Origin of the sequence: Flavobacterium sp. UBA5153 (assembly GCA_002413745.1) — a bacterium.
Classification (GTDB): domain Bacteria; phylum Bacteroidota; class Bacteroidia; order Flavobacteriales; family Flavobacteriaceae; genus Flavobacterium.
Window position 1 is genome coordinate 50,401 of the sequence record DHXP01000003.1, and the last position, 25,984, is coordinate 76,384.

Annotated in this window: 30 protein-coding genes; 11 read left to right on the top strand and 19 right to left on the bottom strand. The window is 35.0% G+C overall.

Features of this window, described 5'->3' with window-relative positions; genetic code table 11:
* Window positions 1–48: 48 nt before the first annotated feature.
* On the top strand, window positions 49–786 hold the full coding sequence (locus B2145_RS00590) for a phosphatase PAP2 family protein (protein WP_291097065.1): 738 nt from the start codon (window positions 49–51) through the stop codon (window positions 784–786).
* Window positions 787–843: 57 nt separating this feature from the next.
* Here the strand turns inward: B2145_RS00590 and B2145_RS00595 are convergent, their stop codons facing one another.
* Both B2145_RS00595 and B2145_RS00600 read right to left on the bottom strand, forming a co-directional pair.
* Complete coding sequence (locus B2145_RS00595; protein WP_291097067.1) at window positions 844–1,218, bottom strand: DUF3127 domain-containing protein; 375 nt, start codon at window positions 1,216–1,218, stop codon at window positions 844–846.
* A gap of 34 nt (window positions 1,219–1,252) precedes the next feature.
* A complete protein-coding gene (locus tag B2145_RS00600) occupies window positions 1,253–2,131 on the bottom strand; it encodes a flavin reductase family protein (protein WP_291097069.1) in 879 nt (292 codons plus the stop codon).
* A gap of 280 nt (window positions 2,132–2,411) precedes the next feature.
* Between B2145_RS00600 and B2145_RS00605 the strand changes: the two genes are divergently transcribed.
* Window positions 2,412–3,566: a sensor histidine kinase gene (locus tag B2145_RS00605; protein ID WP_291097071.1), complete on the top strand. Its 1,155-nt coding sequence runs from the start codon at window positions 2,412–2,414 to the stop codon at window positions 3,564–3,566.
* On the opposite strand, the gene B2145_RS00610 is transcribed toward B2145_RS00605, so the two are convergent.
* From B2145_RS00610 to greA, 3 genes are all read right to left on the bottom strand, one after another.
* A complete protein-coding gene (locus B2145_RS00610; protein ID WP_291097073.1) occupies window positions 3,558–4,730 on the bottom strand; it encodes a transglutaminase domain-containing protein in 1,173 nt (390 codons plus the stop codon). The two genes, B2145_RS00605 and B2145_RS00610, sit on opposite strands and share 9 nt — an antisense overlap.
* A 94-nt stretch (window positions 4,731–4,824) precedes the next feature.
* Window positions 4,825–5,214, bottom strand: a complete 390-nt coding sequence (locus B2145_RS00615; protein ID WP_291097075.1) for an HIT family protein — start codon at window positions 5,212–5,214, stop codon at window positions 4,825–4,827.
* A gap of 54 nt (window positions 5,215–5,268) precedes the next feature.
* On the bottom strand, window positions 5,269–5,745 hold the full coding sequence (gene greA, locus B2145_RS00620) for a transcription elongation factor GreA (RefSeq protein ID WP_291097257.1): 477 nt from the start codon (window positions 5,743–5,745) through the stop codon (window positions 5,269–5,271).
* Between the two features lie 165 nt (window positions 5,746–5,910).
* Between greA and B2145_RS00625 the strand changes: the two genes are divergently transcribed.
* Window positions 5,911–6,324 carry a Rieske (2Fe-2S) protein gene (locus B2145_RS00625; RefSeq protein ID WP_291097077.1) on the top strand — a complete coding sequence of 138 codons (414 nt, stop codon included), beginning with the start codon at window positions 5,911–5,913 and terminating at the stop codon, window positions 6,322–6,324.
* A gap of 11 nt (window positions 6,325–6,335) precedes the next feature.
* Window positions 6,336–6,563, top strand: a complete 228-nt coding sequence (locus B2145_RS00630; RefSeq protein ID WP_291097078.1) for a hypothetical protein — start codon at window positions 6,336–6,338, stop codon at window positions 6,561–6,563.
* A 40-nt stretch (window positions 6,564–6,603) separates the two neighbouring features.
* Here the strand turns inward: B2145_RS00630 and B2145_RS00635 are convergent, their stop codons facing one another.
* The 6 genes from B2145_RS00635 to B2145_RS00660 all read right to left on the bottom strand — a co-directional run bounded on the left by B2145_RS00635 (window position 6,604) and on the right by B2145_RS00660 (window position 13,584).
* Window positions 6,604–8,772 carry a TonB-dependent receptor gene (locus B2145_RS00635; RefSeq protein WP_291097079.1) on the bottom strand — a complete coding sequence of 723 codons (2,169 nt, stop codon included), beginning with the start codon at window positions 8,770–8,772 and terminating at the stop codon, window positions 6,604–6,606.
* Between the two features lie 240 nt (window positions 8,773–9,012).
* Window positions 9,013–9,414 (bottom strand): alternative ribosome rescue aminoacyl-tRNA hydrolase ArfB, encoded by a 402-nt coding sequence (arfB, locus tag B2145_RS00640; RefSeq protein WP_291097080.1) that lies wholly within the window; start codon window positions 9,412–9,414, stop codon window positions 9,013–9,015.
* Between the two features lie 2 nt (window positions 9,415–9,416).
* Window positions 9,417–11,537, bottom strand: a complete 2,121-nt coding sequence (locus tag B2145_RS00645; protein WP_291097081.1) for a DUF4301 family protein — start codon at window positions 11,535–11,537, stop codon at window positions 9,417–9,419.
* Window positions 11,495–12,121 (bottom strand): nicotinamide riboside transporter PnuC, encoded by a 627-nt coding sequence (gene pnuC, locus B2145_RS00650; RefSeq protein WP_291097082.1) that lies wholly within the window; start codon window positions 12,119–12,121, stop codon window positions 11,495–11,497. Before pnuC ends, B2145_RS00645 begins: the two co-directional genes overlap by 43 nt.
* Before the next feature lie 44 nt (window positions 12,122–12,165).
* Window positions 12,166–12,888, bottom strand: coding sequence for a geranylgeranylglyceryl/heptaprenylglyceryl phosphate synthase (locus B2145_RS00655; RefSeq protein WP_291097084.1), 723 nt, complete (start codon window positions 12,886–12,888; stop codon window positions 12,166–12,168).
* A 60-nt stretch (window positions 12,889–12,948) separates the two neighbouring features.
* Complete coding sequence (locus B2145_RS00660) at window positions 12,949–13,584, bottom strand: 4'-phosphopantetheinyl transferase family protein (protein WP_291097086.1); 636 nt, start codon at window positions 13,582–13,584, stop codon at window positions 12,949–12,951.
* A 207-nt stretch (window positions 13,585–13,791) separates the two neighbouring features.
* Between B2145_RS00660 and ahcY the strand changes: the two genes are divergently transcribed.
* Window positions 13,792–15,108, top strand: a complete 1,317-nt coding sequence (ahcY, locus tag B2145_RS00665) for an adenosylhomocysteinase (protein ID WP_291097088.1) — start codon at window positions 13,792–13,794, stop codon at window positions 15,106–15,108.
* Between the two features lie 65 nt (window positions 15,109–15,173).
* On the opposite strand, the gene B2145_RS00670 is transcribed toward ahcY, so the two are convergent.
* Window positions 15,174–15,419, bottom strand: a complete 246-nt coding sequence (locus B2145_RS00670) for an XRE family transcriptional regulator (RefSeq protein WP_291097090.1) — start codon at window positions 15,417–15,419, stop codon at window positions 15,174–15,176.
* A gap of 297 nt (window positions 15,420–15,716) precedes the next feature.
* On the opposite strand from B2145_RS00670, the gene B2145_RS00675 reads away from it, so the two are divergent.
* Complete coding sequence (locus tag B2145_RS00675; RefSeq protein WP_291097092.1) at window positions 15,717–16,088, top strand: NINE protein; 372 nt, start codon at window positions 15,717–15,719, stop codon at window positions 16,086–16,088.
* A 159-nt stretch (window positions 16,089–16,247) separates the two neighbouring features.
* Window positions 16,248–16,520, top strand: coding sequence for a hypothetical protein (locus tag B2145_RS00680; protein ID WP_291097094.1), 273 nt, complete (start codon window positions 16,248–16,250; stop codon window positions 16,518–16,520).
* 45 nt (window positions 16,521–16,565) lie between these two features.
* Here the strand turns inward: B2145_RS00680 and B2145_RS00685 are convergent, their stop codons facing one another.
* Both B2145_RS00685 and B2145_RS00690 read right to left on the bottom strand, forming a co-directional pair.
* The gene (locus B2145_RS00685) at window positions 16,566–16,922 is read right to left on the bottom strand and encodes a helix-turn-helix domain-containing protein (protein ID WP_291097096.1); all 357 of its coding nucleotides are present in this window, start codon (window positions 16,920–16,922) and stop codon (window positions 16,566–16,568) included.
* A 20-nt stretch (window positions 16,923–16,942) separates the two neighbouring features.
* Window positions 16,943–17,254, bottom strand: coding sequence for a type II toxin-antitoxin system HigB family toxin (locus tag B2145_RS00690; RefSeq protein ID WP_291097098.1), 312 nt, complete (start codon window positions 17,252–17,254; stop codon window positions 16,943–16,945).
* A 372-nt stretch (window positions 17,255–17,626) separates the two neighbouring features.
* Between B2145_RS00690 and cysK the strand changes: the two genes are divergently transcribed.
* Window positions 17,627–18,538: a cysteine synthase A gene (gene cysK, locus B2145_RS00695; protein ID WP_291097100.1), complete on the top strand. Its 912-nt coding sequence runs from the start codon at window positions 17,627–17,629 to the stop codon at window positions 18,536–18,538.
* Window positions 18,539–18,789: 251 nt separating this feature from the next.
* Here cysK and rpmA read toward each other — a convergent pair whose 3' ends face one another.
* Together rpmA and rplU are read right to left on the bottom strand one after the other, a co-directional pair.
* The gene (rpmA, locus tag B2145_RS00700) at window positions 18,790–19,056 is read right to left on the bottom strand and encodes a 50S ribosomal protein L27 (RefSeq protein WP_035669638.1); all 267 of its coding nucleotides are present in this window, start codon (window positions 19,054–19,056) and stop codon (window positions 18,790–18,792) included.
* A gap of 23 nt (window positions 19,057–19,079) precedes the next feature.
* A complete protein-coding gene (rplU, locus tag B2145_RS00705; protein WP_290867283.1) occupies window positions 19,080–19,505 on the bottom strand; it encodes a 50S ribosomal protein L21 in 426 nt (141 codons plus the stop codon).
* Between the two features lie 255 nt (window positions 19,506–19,760).
* Between rplU and B2145_RS00710 the strand changes: the two genes are divergently transcribed.
* Both B2145_RS00710 and B2145_RS00715 read left to right on the top strand, forming a co-directional pair.
* Window positions 19,761–21,086 (top strand): M16 family metallopeptidase, encoded by a 1,326-nt coding sequence (locus tag B2145_RS00710; protein ID WP_291097106.1) that lies wholly within the window; start codon window positions 19,761–19,763, stop codon window positions 21,084–21,086.
* Between the two features lie 13 nt (window positions 21,087–21,099).
* Window positions 21,100–22,515: a M16 family metallopeptidase gene (locus B2145_RS00715; protein ID WP_291097108.1), complete on the top strand. Its 1,416-nt coding sequence runs from the start codon at window positions 21,100–21,102 to the stop codon at window positions 22,513–22,515.
* A 111-nt stretch (window positions 22,516–22,626) separates the two neighbouring features.
* On the opposite strand, the gene B2145_RS00720 is transcribed toward B2145_RS00715, so the two are convergent.
* Window positions 22,627–23,493, bottom strand: a complete 867-nt coding sequence (locus B2145_RS00720) for a DMT family transporter (protein ID WP_291097110.1) — start codon at window positions 23,491–23,493, stop codon at window positions 22,627–22,629.
* Between the two features lie 110 nt (window positions 23,494–23,603).
* On the opposite strand from B2145_RS00720, the gene B2145_RS00725 reads away from it, so the two are divergent.
* Window positions 23,604–23,981, top strand: a complete 378-nt coding sequence (locus B2145_RS00725; RefSeq protein ID WP_291097112.1) for a heavy-metal-associated domain-containing protein — start codon at window positions 23,604–23,606, stop codon at window positions 23,979–23,981.
* Between the two features lie 48 nt (window positions 23,982–24,029).
* Here B2145_RS00725 and gldD read toward each other — a convergent pair whose 3' ends face one another.
* Window positions 24,030–24,593 (bottom strand): gliding motility lipoprotein GldD, encoded by a 564-nt coding sequence (gene gldD / locus B2145_RS00730; protein ID WP_291097114.1) that lies wholly within the window; start codon window positions 24,591–24,593, stop codon window positions 24,030–24,032.
* Window positions 24,594–24,682: 89 nt separating this feature from the next.
* The gene (locus B2145_RS00735; protein ID WP_291097116.1) at window positions 24,683–25,978 is read right to left on the bottom strand and encodes a gliding motility-associated protein GldE; all 1,296 of its coding nucleotides are present in this window, start codon (window positions 25,976–25,978) and stop codon (window positions 24,683–24,685) included.
* Window positions 25,979–25,984 lie beyond the last annotated feature (6 nt).

The window sequence follows — 25,984 nt, forward strand, 5'->3', positions numbered from 1 at the left end:
TACATTTTAAAATTCAATCCTATAAATTTTAAAAAAATCAAAAATACTATGAAAACCAAACTCTTAACGCTTCTATTTTCTTCGTTGGTTTTCTTGGGAAATGCCCAATCAAAAGACAGCATTTCTTCGATAAAAAATCAAGACAAAATCTCCTATAAAAAATTCATAGTTCCAGTAGCCCTTATAACCGCAGGAACCTTGATTTTAAACACAAATCTCAATAAAGATTTACAAGTAAACGCGAGAAACTTTTTTGGCAATAGTTTTCATACTTCGGCCGATAACTATCTTCAATTTGTTCCCGTTGCTCAAATTTATTTGGGAAAATCTTTGGGATTCAAACCCAAAAACGATTTTCAACATCAAACCATCAATATTGTGATTGCCAATGCAATTATGGGAACCGTAGTCTTTGCCTTGAAGAACACTGTTGGTGAAGAAAGACCGGATCATTCGGATAATTTAAGTTTTCCTTCTGGTCATACAGCAACGGCTTTTACCAATGCAGCCCTTTTATTTTATGAATTCAAAGATTCTAATTTATGGTATGCCAGCAGCGGTTTTTTGTTTGCAACAGCAACAGGAGCGCTCCGAATTGCTAATAACAAACATTACACTTCCGATGTTCTTGCCGGTGCTGGAATAGGAATGGCAACGGGAATTATTGTTTCGTATTGGAATCCATTCAAATCAATGACTTTTGGTAAGAACAAAAAAACAACGGCTTTTGTTTACCCACAAATTGGGAATCAGATTGGGATGGGAGCAATTGTCAAACTCAATTAATTTCGTGAAAATCCAAAAAAAAGCCTTGAAAATTTCAAGGCTTTTTTTGACTTATTTTTAGAAAGGCAAGTCATCCGGTTCGTCTTCGTTCAGGCTAGTTGCTGGCGGAAATGCTGCTGCAGCCGGCATTGGCGGTACTTGACCTGAAGCTTCTGCTTGTACTTTCGCAATTCTCCAACCTTGGATGGTATTGAAATAAACGGTCTCCCCTTGTGGGTTAATCCATTCTCTACCTCTTAAATTAATGTCGATTTTCACGGCATCTCCAACTTGGAAGTTATTCAACAAATCACATTTATCTTGAACAAACTGTACCAAAATACTTTGTGGATATTGTTCATCAGTTGTAACAACAACATCTCTTTTTTTGAAACCTGCTGATCCAACCTCTTTGGTTTGATCGATCATTTTGATTTTTCCTGTAACTTCCATCTTCTTTTATTTATTTTTATTGTTGAATTTATGTTTAAATTTCTTTGGCTAGAAGCAGTTTCCAAGCGGAAATAGCATCATTTTCATTCAGGTAATCTTTGGCCTTCAAATGTATTTTTTTGACATCATCAGAACTTAAAACCCCTTTCACGGCAAAATTTTGTTTTACAAATATATCAATTTCTTCATTAGTAGGCAAACTATTGATGTTGCCTAATTTCCCCAAATCATTCCCATCAAAAACTTCGCTTTTCTTGATGAAATCGGGAATTACATCTACTCCTATTCCCAAAGTCTGCAAAGGTTTTTCGACTTCGAATAATCCCATTTTGGCTCTCGAATACCAATCACCACCCAAACGAGAAACCAAATCTATTTTTTCGGGGTCAATAGTCCCGTTTTCATCAAGAATATTTTCATTGATATGGATTTTCACCACTTCACAAATGATTAAATTCCCTGCGCCACCATTATTCCCCAAAGGAATAATTTCATTAACCTTGCATTCCAACTGTACCGGACTTTCGACAACGCGATACGGTTTTACAATATCTGACGGTATTTGCGTCAACCCCGATTTCAGGAATTCGTTTATTCCTTCAGGATAATCGGTACTTGACAACGACATTTGTTGCACAATGTCAAAATTTACCACGTTAATTACCACTTCGCGAGTGGCTTCACAATTAATTAAAGTGTGTTTCGAACTATTGTCTTTAACTCGCTGCACCGGCGAAAAAACAAGTATGGGCGGATTAAAACTAAAGAGATTAAAGAAACTGAACGGGGACAAATTCGGCTTTCCGTTTTTGCCCAAAGTGCTAGCAAATGCTATTGGTCGCGGCGCAACGGCTCCTTGTAAATAGTCTTGCAATTTTGCTGGCGAAAGGTCTTTTGGTTCAATACTAATCATACTAATTCCGTTTAAACAAAAATAGGAAATTAGCAATAAGAATGTAGAATATTGGCAAAGAATTTGTCATAAAAACAACTTCCCTAGCCCTGTCCCGATAGCTATCGGGAGAAGTGGAAATCCTTTTTTGAGGCTTCCAGCCTTTAAAAGGCTGGAAGCTTCAAAAAATATTGAAACGGACAGCAGGAAATAGCTCCTAAAATTCCTTTGAATAAATTCAAAAAATAAACACAATCTTAGTTCCAATATTTCGTTATATTTATGCCTCAAAAATAAATTTATGCAGTTTTCTGAAACAAGAAATACAAGCCGTTGGATTATCGTTTTTGCTTCCTTTTTAATTATTTCACTGATTCTTTGGAACACCTACACTTTTTTCCAAATTTTCAAAAATGAAGAGCGCTTGAAAATGAACCTTTGGGCCAATGCACAAAAAACGCTCATAAATGCCGGAGAAAATACCGATGTGGAACTACCGCTACAAATTTTCAGCAACAACACTTCGATTCCCATCGTGCTTACCGAGAATGACAGCATCATAAATACGGTCAATATTGACGAGGAAATTGTAAAAAACAAACGAAGAGCAAGGGCGTTTTTGGTCAATCTAAAAAACGAAAACGAGCCCATTGTAATAGAATATGTTCCGGGGAAATTTCAGAAATTATATTATGGGAATTCGGCTTTACTGAATAAACTTAAATATTATCCCGTCGCTTTATTGCTCATTATTGTTCTGTTTGCCGGACTGGTTTATAATTTTTACAGAAGCACCAAAATGGCAATCCAAAACAAACTTTGGGCCGGAATGGCGAAGGAAACGGCACACCAAATAGGCACGCCCCTTTCGTCATTAATAGGCTGGGTCGAACTCCTGAAATCCGAAAATGTTGACGAAAGTATCACCGTCGAAATTGAAAGGGATATTGAACGCTTGAAAACCATTACGGATCGCTTTTCGAAAATAGGTTCAGAACCAAAACTGGAAAGCAAAGATATTATTGAAGAAACGCTTCAATCGTATGACTATTTGCAATCCCGATTTTCAAAACAAGTCGAGTTTTCTTTCAAAGCACCGAAGTCCCCTATTATGGTTTTGCTCAATCCCACTTTGCACGGCTGGACGATAGAAAACTTGGTGAAAAATGCCATTGACGCGATGAAAGGAAGAGGAAAATTGGCCGTCTCCATTGAAGAGGATGGAGGATCCGTGAAAATAAAAGTTTCGGATACGGGATATGGAATTCCAAAAAAACAATTCAAAACCGTGTTTGAACCTGGATTTACAACCAAAAAACGCGGCTGGGGTTTAGGCCTTTCACTGACAAAAAGAATTGTGGAAGAATACCACAAAGGAACCATAAAAGTGCTGAATTCCGAAATTGGAAAAGGAACAACGATGCAGGTCAGTTTTAAGAAAAGTAAATTAGTTTAACGGAATCCCAAACCAAGAAACTTTGGTAAACATTGATTTTCTGCTAATTTTTGATTTGCTTAAATATTCTCTTACAAATGATTCGTGCTCCTCTACTTGCCGTATGGTTTCCATCAGTCCTTTTCTAATAGAATTTACATTTGATAAATTACCTTTATCTACTTTTCCCAAATTGTTTAATAATTCAAGGCTGTCAAGCAATTTACTCTTGGGATCATCTATCATTCTTTTCAATTCTTCATCAGGCACATTGGGTTTGAATTGCTTATTCCGAAAATTTATGTATTCATTTAATTCTCTTATTCCCTCATTATATAAATTTACTATATGATTAAAATCGTCATTTTCTTTAATCTGCTTGTAGTATTCAATCTCACTTTTTTTATGTGAAAGTCTGTCAAAAATCATGACATTTTTAACTCCATTTTTTTCTATTCTTTCGGCTGAGCCAATTAACTTATCCATTTCGGATAATTTCTCGTATTTTAAAATTTCACTTTCAAAATCAAACTGTTTTTTTGTTTTATCGGTTTGGGTTTTTCCGTTATAAAACTCCTGATTGGTTATGGGATAATTTAAAAATTGCCACAAATAATCAAATGGCATATGTGAAGATATTATTTTACTGGGTTCGGTTTTAAAATAATAATCATTTATTTTCTTGACAAACACGCCATTATTTATAGATCCCGAACCCCAGGTGGGGTCGAATAAATACCACTTACTATCAATTTTAGCGGCACACCAAGCATGCGATAAGGCAGCTATTTTTCCGTTTTGCTTCGTATAACCCTCAATAATATAGGATTTTATTCCAACTTTATTTGAAATTTCATTAAAAACCTCGGCATAATGAATACATACGCCCTTCTTTGTTTTTAATGTATTTACAATTTTTTCTTGGGTGGTTTGATTTAAATTTACGGCAAACATATTCTTTACATCATAACTAATGTTTGATGCTGTCCAATAAAAAACAGCACGAATTTTGTCGTTTTCCGTTTTAAAATTAGAATTTATATAATTGGCAATAGCATCAGTAGAAATGGTTGAATTCTGCGGAATAGCTGCCATTTTTTTATCCATTAAAGCGAATCCAATATTGGCTTGACCAAAACTTAAAATGGAAAAAAGTAAAGTAAAAGTTAAGAAAGTGTTTTTCATTTTATATAGGAAATCATACATTAAAATGGAATGGTTTTCACCCATTTCATTTCTAAACGAAAACCATTCCAATTTGTTTTATTTTAAAAAAAAATTATAAATTGGCTTGAATGCTTTTGGCCAAAGTTTCGAATTCTTCTTTGGTCATGGAGACTTTCTTCTGAAAACGCATTTCGTCCATTTCGTTTAAAGGAATCAAATGAACGTGTGCATGAGGCACTTCAAGACCAATGACTGCCATTCCTATTCTTTTACAAGTAACCGTTTTTTCGAGTGCAATGGCAATTTTCTTGGAAAACTGCATCAGTCCAAGATATAGGTCGTCTTCAATGTCAAAAATCTTGTCGATTTCCTGTTTTGGAACGCACAAAGTGTGTCCTTTAGCATTTGGGTTTACATCCAAAAAAGCCAAGAAATTATTGTCCTCGGCTATTTTATAGCAAGGAATTTCTCCTTTTATGATTTTTGTGAAAATAGAACTCATAATTTTAGATAATAGATAAAAGATTAAAAGAGGATAGACAGTTAAACAATGGCCTTAATCTCTACTGATTTCCAAAATTTCAAATTTCAAAACACCATTTGGCACAGTAATTTCGGCAACATCCCCTACTTTTTTACCAAGTAATCCCTTGCCAATAGGTGAAGTTACTGAGATTTTTCCTGTTTTTAAATCGGCTTCGCTTTCGGCTACCAGCGTATATTTCATTTCCATACCGTTGGCTTGGTTCTTGATTTTTACATTCGATAAAACCAATACTTTAGAAACATCAAGTTGTGTTTCGTCAATTAATCTAGCGTTAGAATGCACATCTTCCAGTTTGGCAATCCTCATTTCCAGCATTCCTTGTGCTTCTTTGGCAGCATCGTACTCGGCATTCTCGGATAAATCGCCTTTATCCCTTGCTTCTGCTATATCAGCGGACGCTTTTGGACGCATCACACTTTTTAAATAATCTAATTCTTCTCTTAATTTTTTTAATCCTTCAGCTGTATAATAAGATACTTTCGTCATAACTTCATCATTTATATAAAATAGAAAAAATCCCATCAGGACGGGATTTCTTTCCACAAAGATATTGTTTTTAATTTTTAATTCACAATTTAATGCCAATCATATATAATTCAAAGTTAAATAAATTAAATTTGTTTCAACAATTCTTTTAATATATTTCAAATAATGAAAAAGTATTTTCTACTATTGATTGCTATTCCTTTGTTTTTTGGCTGTAGCACCAATAATTTTAACAACAATAATCCCTATTTGCCCAATTACACATTTACCATAGATGTCAATATGAATTTACCATCCTATTCTAATCTTCAATATCCAAGTAATGCAGTTTATTATCCTAGTCAGGGCGTTCGAGGTCTTTTTATTTTCAATACAGGAAGCGGTTATAATGCGTTTGATGCTGCTTGTCCTAATCAAGCTTTGGGCGCTTGTTCAACGATGACTATAAAAGGCATTAATGTTGTTTGCCCTTGTGACAGCAAGGAATATAGCTTGTTTACAGGTCAAGGTGGTTTGCAATATCCTTTGAAACAATATCGGGTTGAAGTCAACGGAAATGTACTCAGAGTGTATAATTAATCTTTAAAAAGATGAAAGCAATTTGGTTTAGAAAATCAGGTATAATCTTCATTCCAACATCGTTTATTGGAATTTTGCTGTACCAGTTTACTCTGGCATTTTGCGTGAATGTATTTGTTGCAATTGATCGAAATTCTCATTCCAATTCTGATACACTTTATGGAATTTTCCCTTTTGTGGCGGGTGCTTTCACCATTTTGTTTTGGATTGCATCCAATACCTGTGAAGAAAAGAAATAAAAAACTCCGAAAGGTTTTGAAACTTTCGGAGTTATAAAATCTAAAACTTCAAGGTCAATCCTGCCAAAAAATTGATTCCTGCCTGTGGATAATAATAAGGATAAACATCCCACATATAGCCATTTGAAATATATTTTTTATCCAAAATATTATTGACTAATCCTGTTACAATAATTGATTTAAAAATCGATTTTGGCTTAATTTCATATGCGACATTCAAATCATTCACGAAATAACTGGCCAATTTTGCGGCCGGCAATTCAATATTATTCAAATATTGTTCCCCAACGAATTTTTGCAAGAGTGAAATTTGTAAACTTTCAATCGGTTTGTATACCAAAATATTTCCTGCAATAATCGAAGGTGAATACGCAATGGTTGTCGTTCCATAATTCTGACCAGCAACGGCCAAATCACTATTTTTATTGCTACTCAAGGTAAAATTAGGCCTAATAATAAACTTTTCTGATAATGCAATCGTGGCATCAACTTCCAATCCTAAACGGTAACTTTTATCGCTATTGGAACGAATTGGATTTCCCACATCATCCAAATTTCCAGTTAAAATCAACTGGTCTTTGTAGGCCATATAATAAATATTGGAATTGAATTTTACTTTCTCGGCAACATATCTCCAGCCCAATTCAAAGTCATTTAATTTTTCTGGTTTGACATTTCCGCTTTCATAGTCGGTTCTATTCGGTTCCCGATTGGCTCTTGCATAGGAAAGATACAAGATGTTATTCTCATTCATATTATAATTCAAACCTGCCTTTGGATTGAAAAAATTAAAATTATCATTTACCAAACCTGTTTCTGGACTATCGGCTTTATAATGCACATTTCGAAGCTGCAAATCTCCAAACAAACTGATTTTCGTACTGATTTGATAATTGGCTTTTGCAAAAACATTTCCGTCGGTTTTAGTTGCAAAATTATCGTAGTAGTGGTCTCCCAATTCACTTTGAGATGCAAAACGCGCCCAAATTACTTCGCCAAAATGCGTACCTTCGTATTTATTATAACCTCCACCAAAAATCATATCCAGTTTTTCGTCCTTATAATTGGCCGAAAATGTGGTTCCGTAAAAATCATTGTCCAACCATTTTTGGCGAATTAAATCGGTAGTAGTTTCGATGCCTACGTTGAGCATTCCATAATCTGAAAAAGCTTGATTATTCAGGTATTCTTCATAATATCCTTTGCCTTTTGTGTAATGAAAAGCCAAATTAGTATTCCAAGTTTTGGACACTTTTTCGTTCCAATGTAATTGATAATTGTCCTGCTGATAATTATCGGTTTCATTGTCATAAAATTGTGTGTTGCCGTTTAGGTCGGTATACATTCCCGCAAAATTAAAAGTTCTGTCGGCTGCCAATGTTTCGGAATCTACACCATACCAAGATTGATACGTTTTTTCTTTTCCTCCAAAAGCCAAGGCTTTGATTAATGTGGTTTTACCCACGTAAGTTCCTTGAAGAAAATAGGATTTCATATCAGAACTGGCTCTGTCTACATACCCATCAGATTTTAAAGCAGACAAACGACCCGCGATTTCAAAATGGTCATTCATCAAACCCGTGCTGAATTTTACCGTGTGTTTTTGGGTATTAAAACTCCCGAAAGAATTAGAAATTTCACCATTGCTCACTTTAGAATAACTATCGGTAAGCATATTTAGGCTTGCGCCAAAAGCTCCCGCCCCGTTTGTGGAAGTTCCCACACCGCGCTGCAACTGCAAACTTTCGACTGAAGAAGCAAAATCAGGCATATCGACAAAATAAGTTCCGCTACTTTCCGAGTCGTTGTACGGAATACCGTTAATGGTAACATTTACCCGAGTGGCATCGCTTCCGCGAACGCGAATTCCGGTGTAGCCTACTCCATTTCCGGCATCGGAAGTGGTGACAACTGACGGCAAATAGTTCATCAAAATGGGAATATCCTGTCCCAAGTTTCGGAACTTGATTTCTTTTTTGTCTAAATTACTGAAGCTAACGGGCGTTTTTGTAGTTACACGAACCGCCGAAACCAAAACTTCATCGAGTTGATTAACTTTGGTCGTGTCTTTGACTTGAGAATAAACAGAAAAAGAGAAAAGAAAAAAGAGAAAAGAAAATAGACTAAAAAAATTAAATCTTTGAGTCTTTGTGCCTTTACTTCGTCCGTTCGCTGTCGCTCGGGTGTGGCTAGAAAAAATAGTGTTCATCCGTAAATAGTTTTACGAATAAAAGGGGGAATTATTCTTTTGTTAAATTAAAAAATGATTGGTTCAGACTTTTCAGATGACGTGCATATCATCTTATTATCCATTTCCCTTAGCAACATTACTCGCTCAGGTTCATTGGGTATAATCTCAGCTCGCTATTAAGAGCACCCCTTTGAGACGTGACAAAGGTACTTTTTTTGTTTAAAGTTCCAAGTCTAAAATCTAAAGGTTTTTGCAAAACTAAAAATCAGGTTTTCTGCGGGATTTCTTGATTTCAGACAAATTCTTTTTGTCTTTAATTCGCTTTCTGATGACTGATTTTGGGATTTTTGTGGCTTTCCTTATTTTTGGAACCACGAGTCCGGCGGTAATTATGTCTAAAAAACGCTTGGTTACAATCGCTTTATTTTTAAGTTGACTTCTGTCTTCATCACAGTTTAAAATCAGAATTTGTTCCGATGTCAATCGCGAAGACAGTTTCGTTTCCAGCCTCACTTTTTCCTCTTCTGACAATGCTTGGGAATTTTTCACATCAAAAGACAAAACCACTTTCGAGGAAACCTTGTTCACATTTTGACCGCCTGCGCCACTGCTTCGAACGGCCTTAAACTGTAATTCGGATATTATTTTTGCTGTGTCCAAAGTTATTGTGGTTGATGTGCGGGTTTCAATAAATCATTTACGTTTTTTACGGGATTAAAGGTAAACAATGGCACTTCAACAAAAACAGTGATCCATTTTGCCATTGCACCATTCCATAAACCCGGCAATTCATACCCTTTTAAAGGCTGCCCATTTTTATTTTTTTCAACGATAAAACCACTATTATGATCAATAAAATGAGTCAAGTCGAATTTTTCGTTTTTATAGTTTCGTATCCCACAAACCAAATCTACGGGATTGAAATGAGTGGCTTTGTTTAGAATATCGGCTTGATTCGGATTTTGCAAATCTATTTGCGAGGTTTCTACAATTTGCAATGAAGTATTCCCTTTTGAATCGCGAATCCAAAATGGCCCACCGCCGGTTTCGCTTTCATTTTTCACCATTCCGCAAATTCGAATCGGTCGATCTAGAATATTTTTTAAGTAGCTGATTTTATCCTGTAAACTGTATTTCGAAAAATCGGCAATTACTTCCATATTCAATTTATTTTTGACGAAAGTGATGATTTCCTCCATATCATCTTCCTTTGTTTTTTCAATTTCATTCAAATGCTTGAAAACTTGTTGTTGTAATTCAATCAAAATCCCTGCCAATGCTTTTTTGTACAATGCTATTTTTTCGATATTATTTTGAATTACATTGTCAATATTTTTTATGAAAATAATGTCGGCATCCAGATTATTTAGATTTTCAATCAGTGCACCGTGTCCTCCTGGTCTGAAAACTAATTTTTCTTTTTCATCCCTAAACGGTTTATTTGCCAAATCGACAGCAATGGCATCTGTGGCTTTATTTTGATACGAATAACTTATGCTTATGATAGTTCCAGATTCTTTTTCAACCTTATTTTTTACCCCATTTATGATATTTTCAAATTGATTTTGATGCTCTTCAGAAACAGTAAAATGCAAATGAGAATTCCCGTTTGAACTCGAATAATAGGCACATTCATATAAATGTTCCTCAACGGCAGTTGCAATATGGTCGCTATATTTATGAAATGGAAGAATCCCTTTGGGTTTATTGGCAAAATCAAAATAATCGGATGACAAAAGAAATTTTATGAAATAGTAGTTTTTATAATCCCTTTCCAATGAATTAAAATTTGGGAATACTTCCTTCAGTTTTTTGTCAATCTCCTCGAAAAAAGGAAATTTTTCCAAACCAACAATAAATATTGATAGTTCACTATCTTTTTTCCTATTGATGTAGGCATTGATGCTTTCGTGTTCAACATCAAATTCGCTCAAAAACGTACTCAAAAACTTAAACATTCTGCTGGCAGCTCCTGAAGCTGGAACGAATTTTTTTAACTTTAAATGTGATTTGTTGGCATCAAAAAAATCAGCTTTTAGATGAAAGTCGTTTTCTGATAGTTTCAAAATTCCGTTAGGTACCGTTGCCGGTTCTACCAAAATAGTCTTGGAAATTCCATTTTTAAAAAAATTTAATTGTTTTTGGATATTTTCCAATGAAATTCCGTGTTCATAAATCTGCGCAAAATCAAGTGAAGAAAATTCCATTTTTTTGGATACCGCCAAATCATTAATAATAGCAATCGCTTTGTTTAATCGTAAATTTTCATCTCCGGAAAGCGTAATAAAGGGTTTGTTGTTATCGATTAATGCCTGTTTAAAAACCGCAAAAACCGATTCTCTGCCTTCGGCTTTGTCTCTCAAATCATCTTTTTCCCAAGGAACATCAATATCGGTCAGAAAAAACAAATCGTATTTATGTTCACGGGCTGCTTCGTCCAATAGAGGGTCACAAAAATTGTAATACGCTTCGGAAAATACTTTGGTTACCAATAAATTGGTGTCGCAAAAAAGGTGTTTATTGGCGATCGAAAGAGAGTCATTTTCCAGCTTGGTTTGACCATAAGCAATAGGTAGCATATCGTCTACATCGCAAATTTGTCCCGTTTTTTCCCATTTTTCCTGAAGATAATCGCGAGCAAATTCAGGAACCCAAGCCGTTTTGAAATGTTCGGCGAGTTGCTTTGCCAATGTGGTTTTCCCGGTAGATTCCGGACCAAAAAGGGCAATTTTTATGATTTCTATTGCCCCGGCGTTTGGGAGCTGTTTAAGATTTTCTTCCATTCTAAATAAGCCGAAATAGCTAAAATTGTAAAAATTAAATACTGTAATGACAACATTCCCAGTCCGCGATAGGCATATAATGGGGTAATAATTAAATCGCCAAAAATCCAAAGCGTCCAATTTTCAATTTTTTTCTTGGCCATATACCACATTCCCGTGAAAAATATTCCCGAAGCAAAGATATCGACATAATTGTCTTTTTTTATTTCGTAATCAAAGAAATTATATATACCGAAAACTACAAAAATTGTAACAAAAAACAATACGATTCCTATTATTTTTTCTCTATTGTTGGTTCTTGTGATTATAAGATTATCCGTTTCATTGCCTTTTCGTGCCCAATTGTACCAACCATAAATACTCATTATGGTAAAATATCCGTTAATCATCATATCTCCAAGATAGCCGGCAATATAAAGTAAATAGGTCGTAATTATTGTGGCAATCAAACCTGTAGGATATACCCAAATATTTTCTTTTTTGGCAAACCAAACGCTCAAAATTCCGAAAACAAAAGCGGAAAATTCTAATATAATTTGGATTGTCGAAACATCTTTATAAGCATTCAGGAAAAATTCTATCATTTGAGATTTACGATTTACGGCAGAGACATTGCAATGCAACGTCTTTACATATTCTGATTAAAAAAATCAATATCATTTTCAAAAGCGGTTCCTATGACTACCAAATCGGCACCAGAATCGTAGGCTTTTTGAATTCCTTGCAAATCTACAATTCCGCCACCAACAATTAATGGAATCTTGATATTTTCAGCAACCAATCGAATCATTTCTAACGGAACGGCTTGTTTCGCACCACTTCCGGCTTCGAGATAAATCAATTTATTGCCCAACATTTCGCCGGCTTGTGCAGTTGCCAATGCCAAGTCGAGATTATTTCTGTCCAAAGGGGGTGTTTTGCTTATTCGTTCTACCGCAGTTTCAGTGCCGCTTTCTATGAGCATATATCCTGTTGAAATGATTTCAAGATTTGTTTTTCTAAGAATTGGCGCTGCTTTCACCTGATGTTCTATTAAATAATCGGGGTTTCGTCCTGAGATTAGGGAAAGAAATAAAATCGCATCGGCTTTATCTGAAATTTGGGATGGATTTCCGGGGAAAAGAACAATTGGCAAATCGCAATTTTGTTTTATTTCCAAAATTAATTCATCTAAAATATTAGTTTCTACAAGGCTTCCGCCAATGAAAATGTGAGTTGCCGGTGATTGATTGATTTTTGAAATCAGGTTATCCAGATCTTCCCAAACTATTTTGTCGGGATCGAGAAGAATAGCGAGAAGTTTATAGTTTTCTACTTTTGATTTTAAGATGTGTTTGTAGATGTTTGTCATTTTTGGCACACGCCTCTCGACTGCGCTCGAGGTGACAGACGCGGTTTTTTTTAATTAATATTATTTCTCAAAGGCGTAAACCAAAATGTATTCTTCTATTTCTTCGAAATGTATTGAAAATTTGTGTTTCACATTTTCCATTTCAAGAATTGCGGTTGTTTTTTTGTCTTCGATTTCAAATATGTTTACTTGAATATGGTCTTTAAAACTGATTCCTTTTTCGTTTCGTATTTTGAAAATTGATTCTTTGACTCCCCATTTTACGGTTAGTTTTTTGATATAATCCAGATTATCAAAGCTTTTTAGCCGACTCAATTCTTTTTCGTTAACAAATTTATCGGCAATTCGAATTATCTTTTCTCTTTGCATTTCGATATCGATTCCCACTTTTTGTTCACTGATTATTATCGCAGAAAAATTAAAGGAATGCGTGATAGAAATAAATTTCCCGTCTTTGAGATGTGGTTTACCCGATTCATCATAATATAAATCGAAATCATTGTAACCGGCTTCCTGCAACAATTTCCGAATACTGAGAAACCCACGTTGATGCAATTCGGATTTCATGGTATTAAGCCTATTCCTGTTAATGTCGTTGAGCACCACTTGGCCGAACAAATCCTCGAAAGTTTCGGTTATTTCCCAAACGAGGATTTTTGTTGATGAATTGAAGTTTATGGTTTTGAATAATGGCATTTAAATAACGTGGTTTTTAGCCCCGATAGCAGCGGAAATCCTTTTCTTTTTTTTCTTTAAAAAAAAAAAAGATTGCAACGAATAGCGGGAAATAGCTCCTGAAAATATTTATTTTATTGATTTATATATATTTAAGGGAATACTTTTTAATTAATAACTTATTACGTAATTTTGCACCGAAATTTTATAATTACAAATATACTATAAATGAGTACTACAACTGCGCCTTTTTTGGCTTACAAAGTTAAAGACATTTCTCTAGCGGCCTGGGGAAGAAAAGAAATTGAACTAGCGGAAGCTGAAATGCCGGGATTAATGGCGCTTCGTGCTGAATACAAAGACGAACAACCTCTTGCTGGTGCTCGTATCGCGGGATGTTTGCACATGACAATCCAGACTGCGGTTTTGATTGAAACATTGATCGCTCTTGGCGCTGAAGTGACTTGGAGTTCTTGTAATATTTTTTCTACTCAAGATCAGGCTGCCGCAGCGATTGCTGCCGCAGGAATTCAGGTTTATGCTTGGAAAGGTTTGAATGAAGTAGATTTTGACTGGTGTATTGAGCAAACATTATTCTTTGGTGAAGACAAAAAACCATTGAATATGATTTTGGATGACGGTGGAGATTTGACCAATATGGTGATTGACCGTTTCCCGGAATTGGTTGCCGGAATTAAAGGATTGTCTGAAGAAACTACAACTGGTGTTCATAGATTGTACGAAAGAGTGAAAAACGGAACATTGCCAATGCCTGCAATTAACGTGAATGACTCGGTTACTAAATCGAAATTTGACAACAAATACGGTTGTAAAGAAAGTGCTGTTGATGCGATTCGTCGTGCAACTGACTTGATGCTTGCCGGAAAAAGAGTGATTGTTTGTGGTTATGGTGATGTGGGTAAAGGAACTGCAGCTTCTTTTAGAGGTGCCGGTTCTATTGTTACCGTTACCGAAATTGACCCAATTTGTGCGCTTCAAGCCGCAATGGACGGTTATGAAGTTAAAAAACTGGACACTGTTATCGCCACTGCCGATATTATCATTACCACTACCGGAAATAAAGATATCGTTCTTGGAAGTCATTTCGAAAAAATGAAAGACAAAACTATCGTTTGTAACATTGGCCATTTTGACAACGAAATTGATATGGCTTGGTTGAACAAAAACCACGGTGCATCAAAAATTGAAATCAAACCACAAGTGGACAAATATGCCATTGCCGGAAAAGACATTATCATCTTGGCCGAAGGTCGTTTGGTAAACCTTGGTTGCGCCATGGGTCACCCAAGTTTTGTAATGAGTAACTCGTTTACCAACCAAACTTTGGCTCAAATCGAATTGTGGAAAAACAGCGCGGCATATAACAATGACGTGTATATGTTACCCAAACATTTGGATGAAAAAGTGGCTATGTTGCACTTGGCTAAATTAGGTGTAGAATTGGAAACTTTACGTGAAGATCAAGCGGAATATATTGGAGTTCCCGTTGAAGGACCTTTTAAACCGGAGTATTACAGATATTAGTATTAAGAATTTAGTATTAAGAATTAAGATTGAACCCTTGCAGAAATGTGAGGGTTTTTTGATTTTTAATCCTTAACAGTTATACTTAAATTTTCAATCAAATAACTAGGCTTAATTTTAAGAGCAAATGATATTTTGGATAATAAATTAATGGTCATACCTTGTTTATTATCAAACAGTCTTCTTATCGTCTTTTCATCACATTTTGCCGCTTTTGCAAATGCAAGCTTATTACCATTGAATTTTTCCAAGAATAATTTATATATTCTTTTAGTTATTTCCAATTGTATTTCATCAAGCTCACTTTGCATAAAACAAAGGAAAACAACAGAGTCAAAAAAAATTTCAAATACACGCGGCTTTTTAGCCGAAAAAATTTATATTTGATTGAATTTTTAAAATAAAACGACCGTTTACGGTTTCCCGTAAAGAAATTAAAAATCAGTAAAATACATTTGTGGTCAGTTCACATAAAAAACGTACTTGAAAATAGAATTTTTCATAATTGCTTGCATCATTACAACATAATTAAAGTGAAGTCAGAAACACTAAAAAACGAGGAGTTACTGAAAATCCTTAAGAGTAAGAATAAACTAATTTAATGAAATATGAAATCAAAATTAACAGCTTATTTGCTATGGTTCTTTTTAGGGTTTTGGGGCGCACACAAATTTTATCTTAACAAAACTGGAATGGGAATACTTTATCTTTTTACATTCGGGATTTTTGGAGTAGGATGGTTTATTGATTTATTCACTCTTGGCGGACAAGTTGACACTTACAATGCATTATTTGGAAGGCAATTTGGAAGCTCAAACCAAAATGTAAACACTAATCATATTGTTGTAAATGCTCCTGATAGTAATAAAAATAATTCTAAAAGTATTTCTAATCAACTCCATAAACTTCACGATTTAAAAGAAAAAGGAATATTAAGCGAAGAAGAGTATACTGCACAAAAGTCAAAAATTTTGAGTTAGTCAAATTTTAAAAACCTTCGAAGTCTTCCAACTTCTTAAACAATATAAAACCTTAAAGCTCCTAACCATTATAAGTCTAGAGTTTTTTTAAACAATCAAGCCCTTAGCAATATACTGAAATATTTTATATCTTTGTATCTTAATTGATTACTTATCAAAATGACTACACTTACTGTAAACATAAAAGACATTTCTCAAATTGCAATCATCAAAAAAATTTTGAAAGCTTTTGATGTGGAAGTAATTGAGCAAAATAATGAAATTACAAATCCAGAGATAATCCAAAGGTTAGAGAAGCACCACAAAAACTTTCGGAAACCTGCGTATAGAGAAGAAAACTACACCAAAGTAGATGCCAAAAATATATGGCAAAATAACTCTCCTTCCAAAACATCACAAAACATCAAAACTCCTAGCCTTTCAAAAGACTAGGAGCTTTTTTAAACAAAAAAATCAAACAATAAAATGCTTGATTATTTAAGCAGTATGCAAAAACACTTCGGCAGGAATCTTAAAATAATCTTTTAGCCTTTGAGCCATTTTCAAAGTAATCTCTCTTTTGCCAGACAATACTGCCGAAACGTGTCCTTTTGTACCTATTAACGGTTCTAAATCTTTGTTTTTCATCCCCATTTCTTTCATTTTTATTTTGATAACCTCCAACGCATCGAGTTCGGGCATTGGGTAATGTTTGTCTTCAAAATCTTTTATCAAAACAAGCAAAACGCCCAACTCGTCATCTTCGGGCGTATCGGGTTCTGCGTGAAAAATTTCCATTGCTCGCAAACAAGCAATTTTATGTTCTTCTTCGGTTTTTATCACTTTCCAAGTCATCGTTTGTAGTTTTTTAATTATTATGAATTTTCATCAAACTCAATTGTTTCAACATTTATTTTGTCATATTCTTTATGCGTTCCAAACCAAATCGTATAACAAGCTTTGCGCCTAAAGTTAAACGAAACCACCAATCGAAAATCGTTTCCTTTGATGTTAAAAACTACTCTTTGATTGTTTACTAAACTTGCATTTCTGTAAACTTCTTTAAGTTCGTTAAAATTGTCAAAATCTATTTTAGAAACTTCGTGATACCAAGTCAATAATTGGTTTTTTGCAATCGGATATTTTTCGGTATAATATATAACTGTATTTCTGCTAATTATATTCATTTATCAAAGATACATAAATTGTATTCAATTTGCAAACTTTAAATTTAAAAATTAATTTTCAATAAATTAGAAATGTTTATATCCCAATAGTGAAGAAGGAATGAGAAACAAAAAAACCAATCTCGAAGATTTGTCTTCAGTTCATAGCTGAAAAATAAAACCCATCAATTTCATCTCTCGGATATGTCTTAATTCGGTCGCAGACTTATAAGTCCGCAAGAAATAAGATTATTAATCAACTTCCTCGAGAAATTATACGAATTTAGAGGCTGAATTAAATTTGTTTTTTAAATTTGTTAGCATACATTATGGGCACGAATTGTAAATCGAACCATCGGAAAACATAAAAAAATTAATAGAAAAACAAAAATAATGAGAGCAAAAAGCATTCTGGAAACTATTGGAAACACTCCAGTGGTTCAAATCAACAAGTTGTTCGGGAACGGCAAAGAAGTATGGATTAAATTAGAAAAATCAAATCCGGGAAGCAGCATAAAAGATAGAATTGCGTTGGCAATGATAGAAGACGCCGAAAGTAAAGGATTATTGAATTCCAATAGTGTAATTATTGAGCCTACTTCCGGAAACACGGGAATAGGATTGGCCTTAGTCGCAGCCGTCAAAGGATATAAAGTTATTCTGGTAATGCCAGATTCCATGAGTGTAGAACGCAGAAAATTGATGGAAATTTATGGTGCTGAATTTGTGCTTACTCCGCGCGAAAAAGGAATGAAAGGAGCGATTGAAAAAGCTGCCGAATTGACTTTAGAAATTCCAAACGCCTGGTCTCCAAAACAGTTTGACAATCCGGCAAACGTAGAAGTGCATGAAAGAACAACTGCACAAGAAATTATTTTAGATTTCCCTGATGGCTTAGATTATATTATTACAGGTGTAGGAACAGGCGGCCACATTACGGGCATAGCAAAAGTTTTGAAAGCTAAATTTCCTAATTTAAAAGTAATTGCTGTTGAGCCTGAATTGTCTCCGGTATTAAGCGGCGGAAATCCAGGGCCACATCCTTTGCAAGGAATTGGAGCAGGCTTTATTCCGTCCATTTACCGAAGCGACTTAATTGACGAAGTGATACAAGTAAGTAAAGACGAGTCTTTTGAATATACCAGAAGAATAGCAAAGGAGGAAGGCATTCTTGTAGGAATTTCAACTGGCGCCTCTTTAGCGGCGGTTGCTAAAAAGCTAAAAACAATTCCTGACGGAGCAGTTGTTTTGACATTTAATTACGACACTGGCGAGAGATATTTGTCTATTGAAGGATTATTTTAAAAACCATATCATAAAGCGTGTAAATAAAAACCTGATGGTGTAGATATATTTACTCCATTTCAAAAATATCAAGACCTGACACCTTTCAAAAACCTGTCAGGTCTAATTATTAAAAATAATATGAAAACCCTTGTAGAGACGAACTGCAGTGCGTCTCTACGACAACAGCCAATCGACAATTAATTCCCAAAAACAAAAAAAACCCGTCTCGATAAATCGGGACGGGTTTTTCTAATAATTGAGAAAATCAATTATGCTTCAACTTCGAATGGAAGGATGGAAACATAAGATTTGTTATCTCTTTTCTTTTGGAAGAAAACAACTCCATCTACTCTTGCGTGTAGTGTGTGATCTTTACTAATGTAAACGTTTTCACCTGGATTATGTTTTGAACCTCTTTGTCTTACGATGATGTTCCCTGCAATAGCAGCTTGTCCACCAAAAATCTTAACGCCTAAACGTTTTGATTCGGATTCTCTACCATTCTTGGAACTACCGACACCTTTCTTGTGAGCCATGACGTATTAGTTTTATTTTGTTATTATTCTTGTGTCTCTTCTTTTTTAGCCTTTGGAGCTTTTTTTACTTTTGGAGCTGCTACTTCTTCAGTCGCCACTTCAACAGTTTCTTTTTTGGCAGCTGCTTTTTTAGGAGCCGATGCTGTAATACCTTCGATTACAATTTGAGTAAGATACTGACGGTGTCCGTTTCTCTTTTTGTAACCTTTTCTTCTTTTCTTTTTGAAAACGATTACTTTATCTCCTTTTAAGTGTTGTAACACTTTGGCTTCTACTGAAGCACCTTCTATAGCTGGGGCGCCTATTGTGATTGTACCGTTGTCGTCTAACAAATAAACTTTGTCGAAAGAAACTTTAGTTCCTTCTTCATTTGCCAAACGGTGAACGTAAACCTTTAGGTCTTTGCTAACTTTGAATTGTTGCCCTGCTATCTCTACGATTGCATACATAACAAATTGTTTTATAAATTTTTAAGGTTGCAAATATACAATTAAATATTTATCCTGCAATTAGTTCCTCCAAAAAAATAATTGAATTGTTTTACCCCAAGATTTTCAATGGTTAAAAGGCGTTATTTCCGATGAAAATCGTTAAATTTTTACCAAAATTAGATTGACACCTTATTCGTAATTAAAAAAAGGTATTTTTGATGTTACAATAATTTTAGTTTTATTACCTATTGTAAATAAAATTTATTAATCCTTATGAAAAAATCAATAATGGTGTTAAGTACTGCGTTTATGCTTGGAGGAGTTGCTTCTGCCCAAAAAGTGGCTTTCGAAGAATATAATTTAGACAATGGCATGCATGTTGTTTTGCACAACGATCCTTCGGCACCAGTGGTGGTAACCTCCGTGATGTATCACGTGGGTTCGAAAGACGAAAATCCAGAAAGAACTGGTTTTGCACATTTTTTTGAACATTTATTGTTTGAAGGAACTGAAAACATCAAACGTGGCGAATGGTTCAAAATCGTAACTTCGAATGGAGGAATAAACAATGCCAACACTTCGGATGACCGAACTTATTATTATGAAGTATTTCCCTCGAATAACCTAGAATTGGGACTTTGGATGGAATCAGAAAGATTAATGCATCCCGTCATCAATCAAATTGGAGTTGACACCCAAAACGAAGTCGTGAAAGAAGAAAAAAGAACCAGTTTCGACAACCGCCCTTATGGAAATATCCTTACGGTTGTAAAAGAAAACATGTTCAAAAACCATCCGTACCGCTGGTCAACCATTGGCTCCATGAAAGATTTAGACGCCGCCACCCTGGAGGAATTTAAAGCTTTCAACAAAAAATTCTACACACCAAACAATGCTGTTTTAGTGGTCGCCGGCGATTTTAAAAAAACCCAAGCCAAGGAATGGATTCAAAAATATTTTGGCCCCATCAAAAAAGGTGCAACTTTAACAAAACCAATATTTGTTGAAGAACCGATAACACAAACTATCAAAGCAAAATATCAAGACCCAAATATTCAAATCCCGATGTTGTTGGCTTCTTACAGAACCCCTTCGATGAAAACCAGAGATGCCAGAGTATTAGAAATGATTTCTTCCTTATTAAGTGACGGAAAAAGTTCTATATTGTATAAAAAAATTGTTGATGATAAAAAAATGGCGCTACAAATTGGCGCATTTACATACAATCAAGAAGATTATGGAATGTATATTTTATATGGTTTACCAATGGGAATGCACACTTCCGAAGACTTACTGAAAGAAATTGATACGGAAATCGTGAAAATTCAAACGGATTTGATTTCTGAGAAAGATTATCAAAAACTACAAAATATGGTTGACAATCAATTTGTGAACAACAATGCAAATTTGGAGGGAATTGCCGAAAACTTGGCAAAATACTATTTGCTTTATGGCGATATCAATTTAATTAATACTGAGATTGACTTATATCACTCCATTACACGAGAAGAAATTAGGGAAGTGGCGAAAAAATACTTAAACCCAAATCAAAGATTGCTTTTGGATTATGTTCCTTCAACAGATCAAGCTCAAAACTAAGACCTTCTTAATCATGAAAAAAACAAGTATTCTATTATTCATTTTGTTCGTAACAGGAATTATGCAAGCACAAGACCGTCCGCAACCCAAACCTGGAAATGCTCCAGTGGTAAATATCAAAAAACCCCAAATGTTTGTTTTGGCAAATGGATTGAAGGTAATGATTGTTGAAAATCACAAACTGCCAAGAGTTACTTTTAATCTTACTTTAGACAATGCCCCTTTTGTCGAAGGAAACATAAAGGGAGTGGACGAATTGAGCAGCAGTTTAATTGGAAATGGATCTAAAAAAATAGCGAAAGATACTTTTAATGAAGAGATAGACTTTTTAGGTGCCGATGTCAACTTTAGTTCACATGGCGCTTCTGCCAGTTCCCTTTCTAAATATGCCGGACGAATATTGGAATTGATGGCAGATGGCGCTTTACATCCCAATTTTACCCAAGTAGAATTCGACAAAGAAAAATCTAAACTGTTAGAAGGATTAAAATCCCAGGAAAAAAGCGTCCCTGCAATTGCCAATAGAGTTGTTGATGTTTTAGCCTTCGGAAAAAATAATCCATCTGGCGAATATATATCCGAGGAAACCATAAAAAACATAACCCTTGCTGACATTAAAACCAATTATCAGAACTATTTTGTGCCTGAAAACGCCTATTTGGTAATCATTGGAGATATAAAATATACGGCGGTAAAACCTATTGTTGAAAAATTATTTAGCAAATGGGAAAAAAGAAGCACTCCAAAGCTGACTTATGCCGCACCGGAAAATGTCAACTTTACCCAAATTAATTTCGTGGATATGCCAAATGCCGTGCAGTCGGAAATTTCATTGGTAAACACCGTACATCTAAAAATGAGTGATCCTGATTTTTTTCCGGCGGTAATAGCAACTTACATTCTCGGCGGGGACTTCAATAGTTATTTAAACATGAATTTAAGAGAAGAACATGGCTGGACTTATGGTGCAAATGCAATCATTGGTGCCGGCAAATATGTAACAAAACTAAAATCAGCATCGGCTGTCAGAAATGCGGTTACTGACAGTGCCGTTGTCGAATTTATTAAGGAAATTAAAAAAATCAGAACCGAGAAAGTTAGCGAAGAAGTGCTTAATAATGTAAAGGCAGGTTACATCGGACGATTTGTAATGCAGGTTCAAAAGCCCCAAGCAGTGGCGCGATATGCCTTAAATATTGAAACAGAAGGTCTTCCCGAAAATTTTTATGAAAATTACATCAAAACCATTAATGCCGTAACAGCTGAAGATGTACAACGTGCCGCAAACAAATATTTTATGTTGGACAACACCCGAATTGTAATTGCGGGAAAAGGATCAGAAGTGATTCCAGGTTTGGAAAGGCTAAAAATCCCAATATTTTATTTTGATAAATATGGAAACCCAGCAGAGAAACCTGTCGTAAAGTAAAAATCGCTTCTTTTTAAAAAACAAAAACATCTGAAAAAGGCTGCCTATACAATAGACAGCCTTTGTTGTTTATAAATATCCGTAAAATTCACCAGAATATTTTTCTGAGCACTATTTCTTGGCAGACAAATACACTCCAATTAAAATGATAAAAGCACCCAAAAACTGAACTGGTGTAAGCAATTCATTGTCCAACAATCCCCAAAAAAAAGCTACTATTGGGATTAAATAAGTTACCGAAGTGGCGAAAACCGGCGATGAAATTTGGATGATTTTAAAAAAAATAATATTGGCAATTCCCGTCCCCAACACCCCTAAAATTAGAATAAATAAAACCGAGTGCTGCACCTTTTCGATAGGAATCACTTCAAAGAAACCAGAGAAAAACAAAATGAAAAGCGCTGGCAAAAGTAGAATAGTAAAATTGCCGGTTGTGATGCTCAATGGACTCAAATTTGATAAATGTTTCTTGATTAAATTAACATTGACAGCATAACAAACTGATGCAATGATAACCAGAATAGTATAATAATAGTTTTGATCGGGGTGATTTATGGCTCCATTAAAAACCAAAAGCAAACTACCTCCAAGTCCAATGAAAACGCCCCAAATTTGATTTTTTTTGAAACTTATCCCAAAAGCAAAAATGCCAAAAACCAATGTGTTCAATGGTGTCAAAGAATTGAGAATGGCTGTTATGGAACTATCTATTTGTGTTTCGGCAATGGCAAAAAGATAAGCCGGAATAAAGGTTCCCAACAAGGCCGTCAAGGCAATATATCTCCATTGGTGTTGCGGGATTTTTGCCAAACTTTTGAAACCTATCCCCAACAAAAAAATAGCGGCAAATATGATTCGCAACGAACCTAATTGCATCGGCGTTAATCCAACTAACCCCTTCTTTATTAATATAAATGAACTTCCCCAAATCAAGGCAAGAGTCATCAAGTAAACCCATTTCAACTGTTTTGAATTCATAAACCAAAATTTTGGCTCAAAATTGTAATAATTTTATGAATTACCGTTCCTTTTTTTTATTAATTTTGTCGCCAACAACAAGATAATTAATCTATTAAAATCCAATAATAATGAATTTCACAAAATCAATATTGACAATAACCCTTGCAAGCCTCTTGTTTGTGGGTTGTAAAGAAAAAACTAGTGAAAATGTTTCGGAATCTGCAACAGAAACTAATGCCCCACAAGCAAAAAAGGAAATTGCAGCTGCCAATCTTCAAACGGCGAGTTTTACCATAGAAGGAATGACTTGCGCAATAGGTTGTGCCAAAACAATAGAGGAAGAATTAAACGGACTTGACGGAGTAGAAACTGCAACGGTAGATTTTGAAAAAAAATTAGCAACTGTATCCTTTGACAAAACCATACTAACTCCCGAAAGTCTCACCAAAGTAGTTGAGGCAACCGCGGACGGTAAAACATACAAGGTTTCAAATATGAAGTCATAATCGAAACTATTTCATTTTATAAAAAGCATCTGTTTATCAGACGCTTTTTTATTTCCACCTCAAGGTCTCCATCAATCTCTGCATGTCATTTTTAACGTAACTTGCAGCGGGCATAATAGAATCAAAATTGGGTTTTGCATAGAAATAAACTGATCCCGTTACAAAATGTCTAACACTGTCAGTTACATAAAACTGCGAGTTGGTGGCCGCATTGCCGTCGACTTGGTAGAACATACCATACACTTTTTTGGCGGGATTCAAATACGGTTGTTCTAATATGTTATCGGCTTTTATGACGTGTTCGTATGTCAACTTTTGGGCATCTCTCAACAAATTATCGATGTTCTTGTTTACCGGTTTATAAGTAAGATAAATGGTGGCTTTCATTTTTGGATACGAAATGGTAAACCCACAGTCTTTCTCTCCTTTGATAACAGCTTCAGAATTCATTTCGAACCCAAAAGGACATTGGTTTTCGAAATTTATGTATTTCGCCTCGGGATAATCTAATCTGAGGTAACTTGATGGCTTTGGCAAAACATCATCCTTGCAACTAAAAACAGAAGAAAACACTACAGAAAGTACAGAAAAAGCTATTATTTTTTTTAACATTTGTATTCTGAATTTATTTGATCTTCTAAAAAATTTAAAGGCACCTATTCCAGCATTACTTCCCCTCCTTTGGAGGGGCTAAGGGAGGATTATTCAATGGTGACTTTTATTTGTTTTATGCGTTTTTTGTCTACTGCTTCTATCGAAAATATGCAGTTTTTAAATGAAATTTTTTGATCTTTTTTCGGAAAATTACCTAAAATCTCAAGGATAAACCCCGCCAATGTTTCGGCCTCCCCTTTCTTCATTTCGAATAATTCTTCTTTAACATCGATAATTCTATAGAAATCCTTGAGGTTTATTTTACCTTCAAAAAGGTAATTTTTATCGTCTATTTTAGAAAAATTAACGTTTTCGCCATCAAATTCATCACTTATATCCCCCACAATTTCTTCGATAACATCCTCCAGAGAAACCAGCCCCGAAGTACCTCCGTATTCATCCACCACAATGGCCAGATGGCTTTTCATGCTTTGAAAATCCTTGAGCAAATTGTCGATTTTTTTGTTTTCGGGAACAAAAAACGGCTCCCGTATCAAGGTCTTCCAGTCAAAATCCTCCTTGTCTATATGCCGAAGCAAATCTTTTACAAATAAAACGCCCTCTATATGGTCTATATTGTCTCGATATACAGGAATTCTGGAATAGCCCTTTTCAATTATTTTCGAATAAATAACCGCAAAAGACTCTTCTATTTCCAATGCAAAAATATCCATTCTCGGACTCATCACCTGCTTGGTATCAGTGTTTCCGAAAGTAACGATTCCTTCCAATATTTTTTGCTCTTCAGATGAAGTTTCTTCGGTATCTGTAAGTTCCAGTGCCTGCGACAATTGATTGACAGAAAAACTAGTTTTTTGTTTTCCCAATTTGTTGTGTAAGTATATGGTGACTTTGCGCATGGGCAAACTTATTGGCGAAAGCAATTTGTCGAGTCCCACAATAGGGTAAGCAATCAACTTGGCAAACTTGACGTTATTTCTGCTGGCATATACTTTGGGTAAAACTTCACCAAACAACAAGATTAAAAAGGTGACCACTATCACTTCAATGATAAATTTTAAAACAGGCGAAGTGACCGCGGAGAATAAATTTTTACCTACAAATGAAAATAAGATTACCACTCCAATGTTAATAAAATTGTTAGCTACAAGAAGTGTGGCCAGTAATTTTTTGGGTTTTTCTAAAAGTTCCGAAATGATTTTCCCCTTCGAAGGGTGGCCTCGCAAAGTGTCGTCTATGTCTTTTTGTGACAACGAAAACAGTGCCACTTCGGCGCCAGAAACTAATGCAGAACAAAATAGCAATGCAAATATTCCGATGAAACCAAATACTAAATTAGTATCTAGAGTATATACAAAATTAAAACTGGGCTCTGGGTCCAAATTAAA

What these genes read in the sequence shown, in the direction of transcription:
- gldD (WP_291097114.1), bottom strand. Translation starts at nt 24,593, where the DNA reads ATGTTAAAAAAAATAATAGCTTTTTCTGTACTTTCTGTAGTGTTTTCT.
- B2145_RS00590 (WP_291097065.1), top strand. Translation starts at nt 49, where the DNA reads ATGAAAACCAAACTCTTAACGCTTCTATTTTCTTCGTTGGTTTTCTTG.
- B2145_RS00685 (WP_291097096.1), bottom strand. Translation starts at nt 16,922, where the DNA reads ATGACTTGGAAAGTGATAAAAACCGAAGAAGAACATAAAATTGCTTGT.
- ahcY (WP_291097088.1), top strand. Translation starts at nt 13,792, where the DNA reads ATGAGTACTACAACTGCGCCTTTTTTGGCTTACAAAGTTAAAGACATT.
- B2145_RS00660 (WP_291097086.1), bottom strand. Translation starts at nt 13,584, where the DNA reads ATGCCATTATTCAAAACCATAAACTTCAATTCATCAACAAAAATCCTC.
- B2145_RS00715 (WP_291097108.1), top strand. Translation starts at nt 21,100, where the DNA reads ATGAAAAAAACAAGTATTCTATTATTCATTTTGTTCGTAACAGGAATT.
- B2145_RS00675 (WP_291097092.1), top strand. Translation starts at nt 15,717, where the DNA reads ATGAAATCAAAATTAACAGCTTATTTGCTATGGTTCTTTTTAGGGTTT.
- greA (WP_291097257.1), bottom strand. Translation starts at nt 5,745, where the DNA reads ATGACGAAAGTATCTTATTATACAGCTGAAGGATTAAAAAAATTAAGA.
- rplU (WP_290867283.1), bottom strand. Translation starts at nt 19,505, where the DNA reads ATGTATGCAATCGTAGAGATAGCAGGGCAACAATTCAAAGTTAGCAAA.
- B2145_RS00670 (WP_291097090.1), bottom strand. Translation starts at nt 15,419, where the DNA reads ATGCAAAGTGAGCTTGATGAAATACAATTGGAAATAACTAAAAGAATA.
- cysK (WP_291097100.1), top strand. Translation starts at nt 17,627, where the DNA reads ATGAGAGCAAAAAGCATTCTGGAAACTATTGGAAACACTCCAGTGGTT.
- B2145_RS00630 (WP_291097078.1), top strand. Translation starts at nt 6,336, where the DNA reads ATGAAAGCAATTTGGTTTAGAAAATCAGGTATAATCTTCATTCCAACA.
- B2145_RS00725 (WP_291097112.1), top strand. Translation starts at nt 23,604, where the DNA reads ATGAATTTCACAAAATCAATATTGACAATAACCCTTGCAAGCCTCTTG.
- B2145_RS00615 (WP_291097075.1), bottom strand. Translation starts at nt 5,214, where the DNA reads ATGAGTTCTATTTTCACAAAAATCATAAAAGGAGAAATTCCTTGCTAT.
- B2145_RS00600 (WP_291097069.1), bottom strand. Translation starts at nt 2,131, where the DNA reads ATGATTAGTATTGAACCAAAAGACCTTTCGCCAGCAAAATTGCAAGAC.
- rpmA (WP_035669638.1), bottom strand. Translation starts at nt 19,056, where the DNA reads ATGGCTCACAAGAAAGGTGTCGGTAGTTCCAAGAATGGTAGAGAATCC.
- B2145_RS00595 (WP_291097067.1), bottom strand. Translation starts at nt 1,218, where the DNA reads ATGGAAGTTACAGGAAAAATCAAAATGATCGATCAAACCAAAGAGGTT.
- B2145_RS00655 (WP_291097084.1), bottom strand. Translation starts at nt 12,888, where the DNA reads ATGACAAACATCTACAAACACATCTTAAAATCAAAAGTAGAAAACTAT.
- B2145_RS00710 (WP_291097106.1), top strand. Translation starts at nt 19,761, where the DNA reads ATGAAAAAATCAATAATGGTGTTAAGTACTGCGTTTATGCTTGGAGGA.
- B2145_RS00635 (WP_291097079.1), bottom strand. Translation starts at nt 8,772, where the DNA reads ATGAACACTATTTTTTCTAGCCACACCCGAGCGACAGCGAACGGACGA.
- B2145_RS00720 (WP_291097110.1), bottom strand. Translation starts at nt 23,493, where the DNA reads ATGAATTCAAAACAGTTGAAATGGGTTTACTTGATGACTCTTGCCTTG.
- pnuC (WP_291097082.1), bottom strand. Translation starts at nt 12,121, where the DNA reads ATGATAGAATTTTTCCTGAATGCTTATAAAGATGTTTCGACAATCCAA.
- B2145_RS00610 (WP_291097073.1), bottom strand. Translation starts at nt 4,730, where the DNA reads ATGAAAAACACTTTCTTAACTTTTACTTTACTTTTTTCCATTTTAAGT.
- B2145_RS00645 (WP_291097081.1), bottom strand. Translation starts at nt 11,537, where the DNA reads ATGGAAGAAAATCTTAAACAGCTCCCAAACGCCGGGGCAATAGAAATC.
- B2145_RS00625 (WP_291097077.1), top strand. Translation starts at nt 5,911, where the DNA reads ATGAAAAAGTATTTTCTACTATTGATTGCTATTCCTTTGTTTTTTGGC.
- B2145_RS00605 (WP_291097071.1), top strand. Translation starts at nt 2,412, where the DNA reads ATGCAGTTTTCTGAAACAAGAAATACAAGCCGTTGGATTATCGTTTTT.
- B2145_RS00680 (WP_291097094.1), top strand. Translation starts at nt 16,248, where the DNA reads ATGACTACACTTACTGTAAACATAAAAGACATTTCTCAAATTGCAATC.
- B2145_RS00690 (WP_291097098.1), bottom strand. Translation starts at nt 17,254, where the DNA reads ATGAATATAATTAGCAGAAATACAGTTATATATTATACCGAAAAATAT.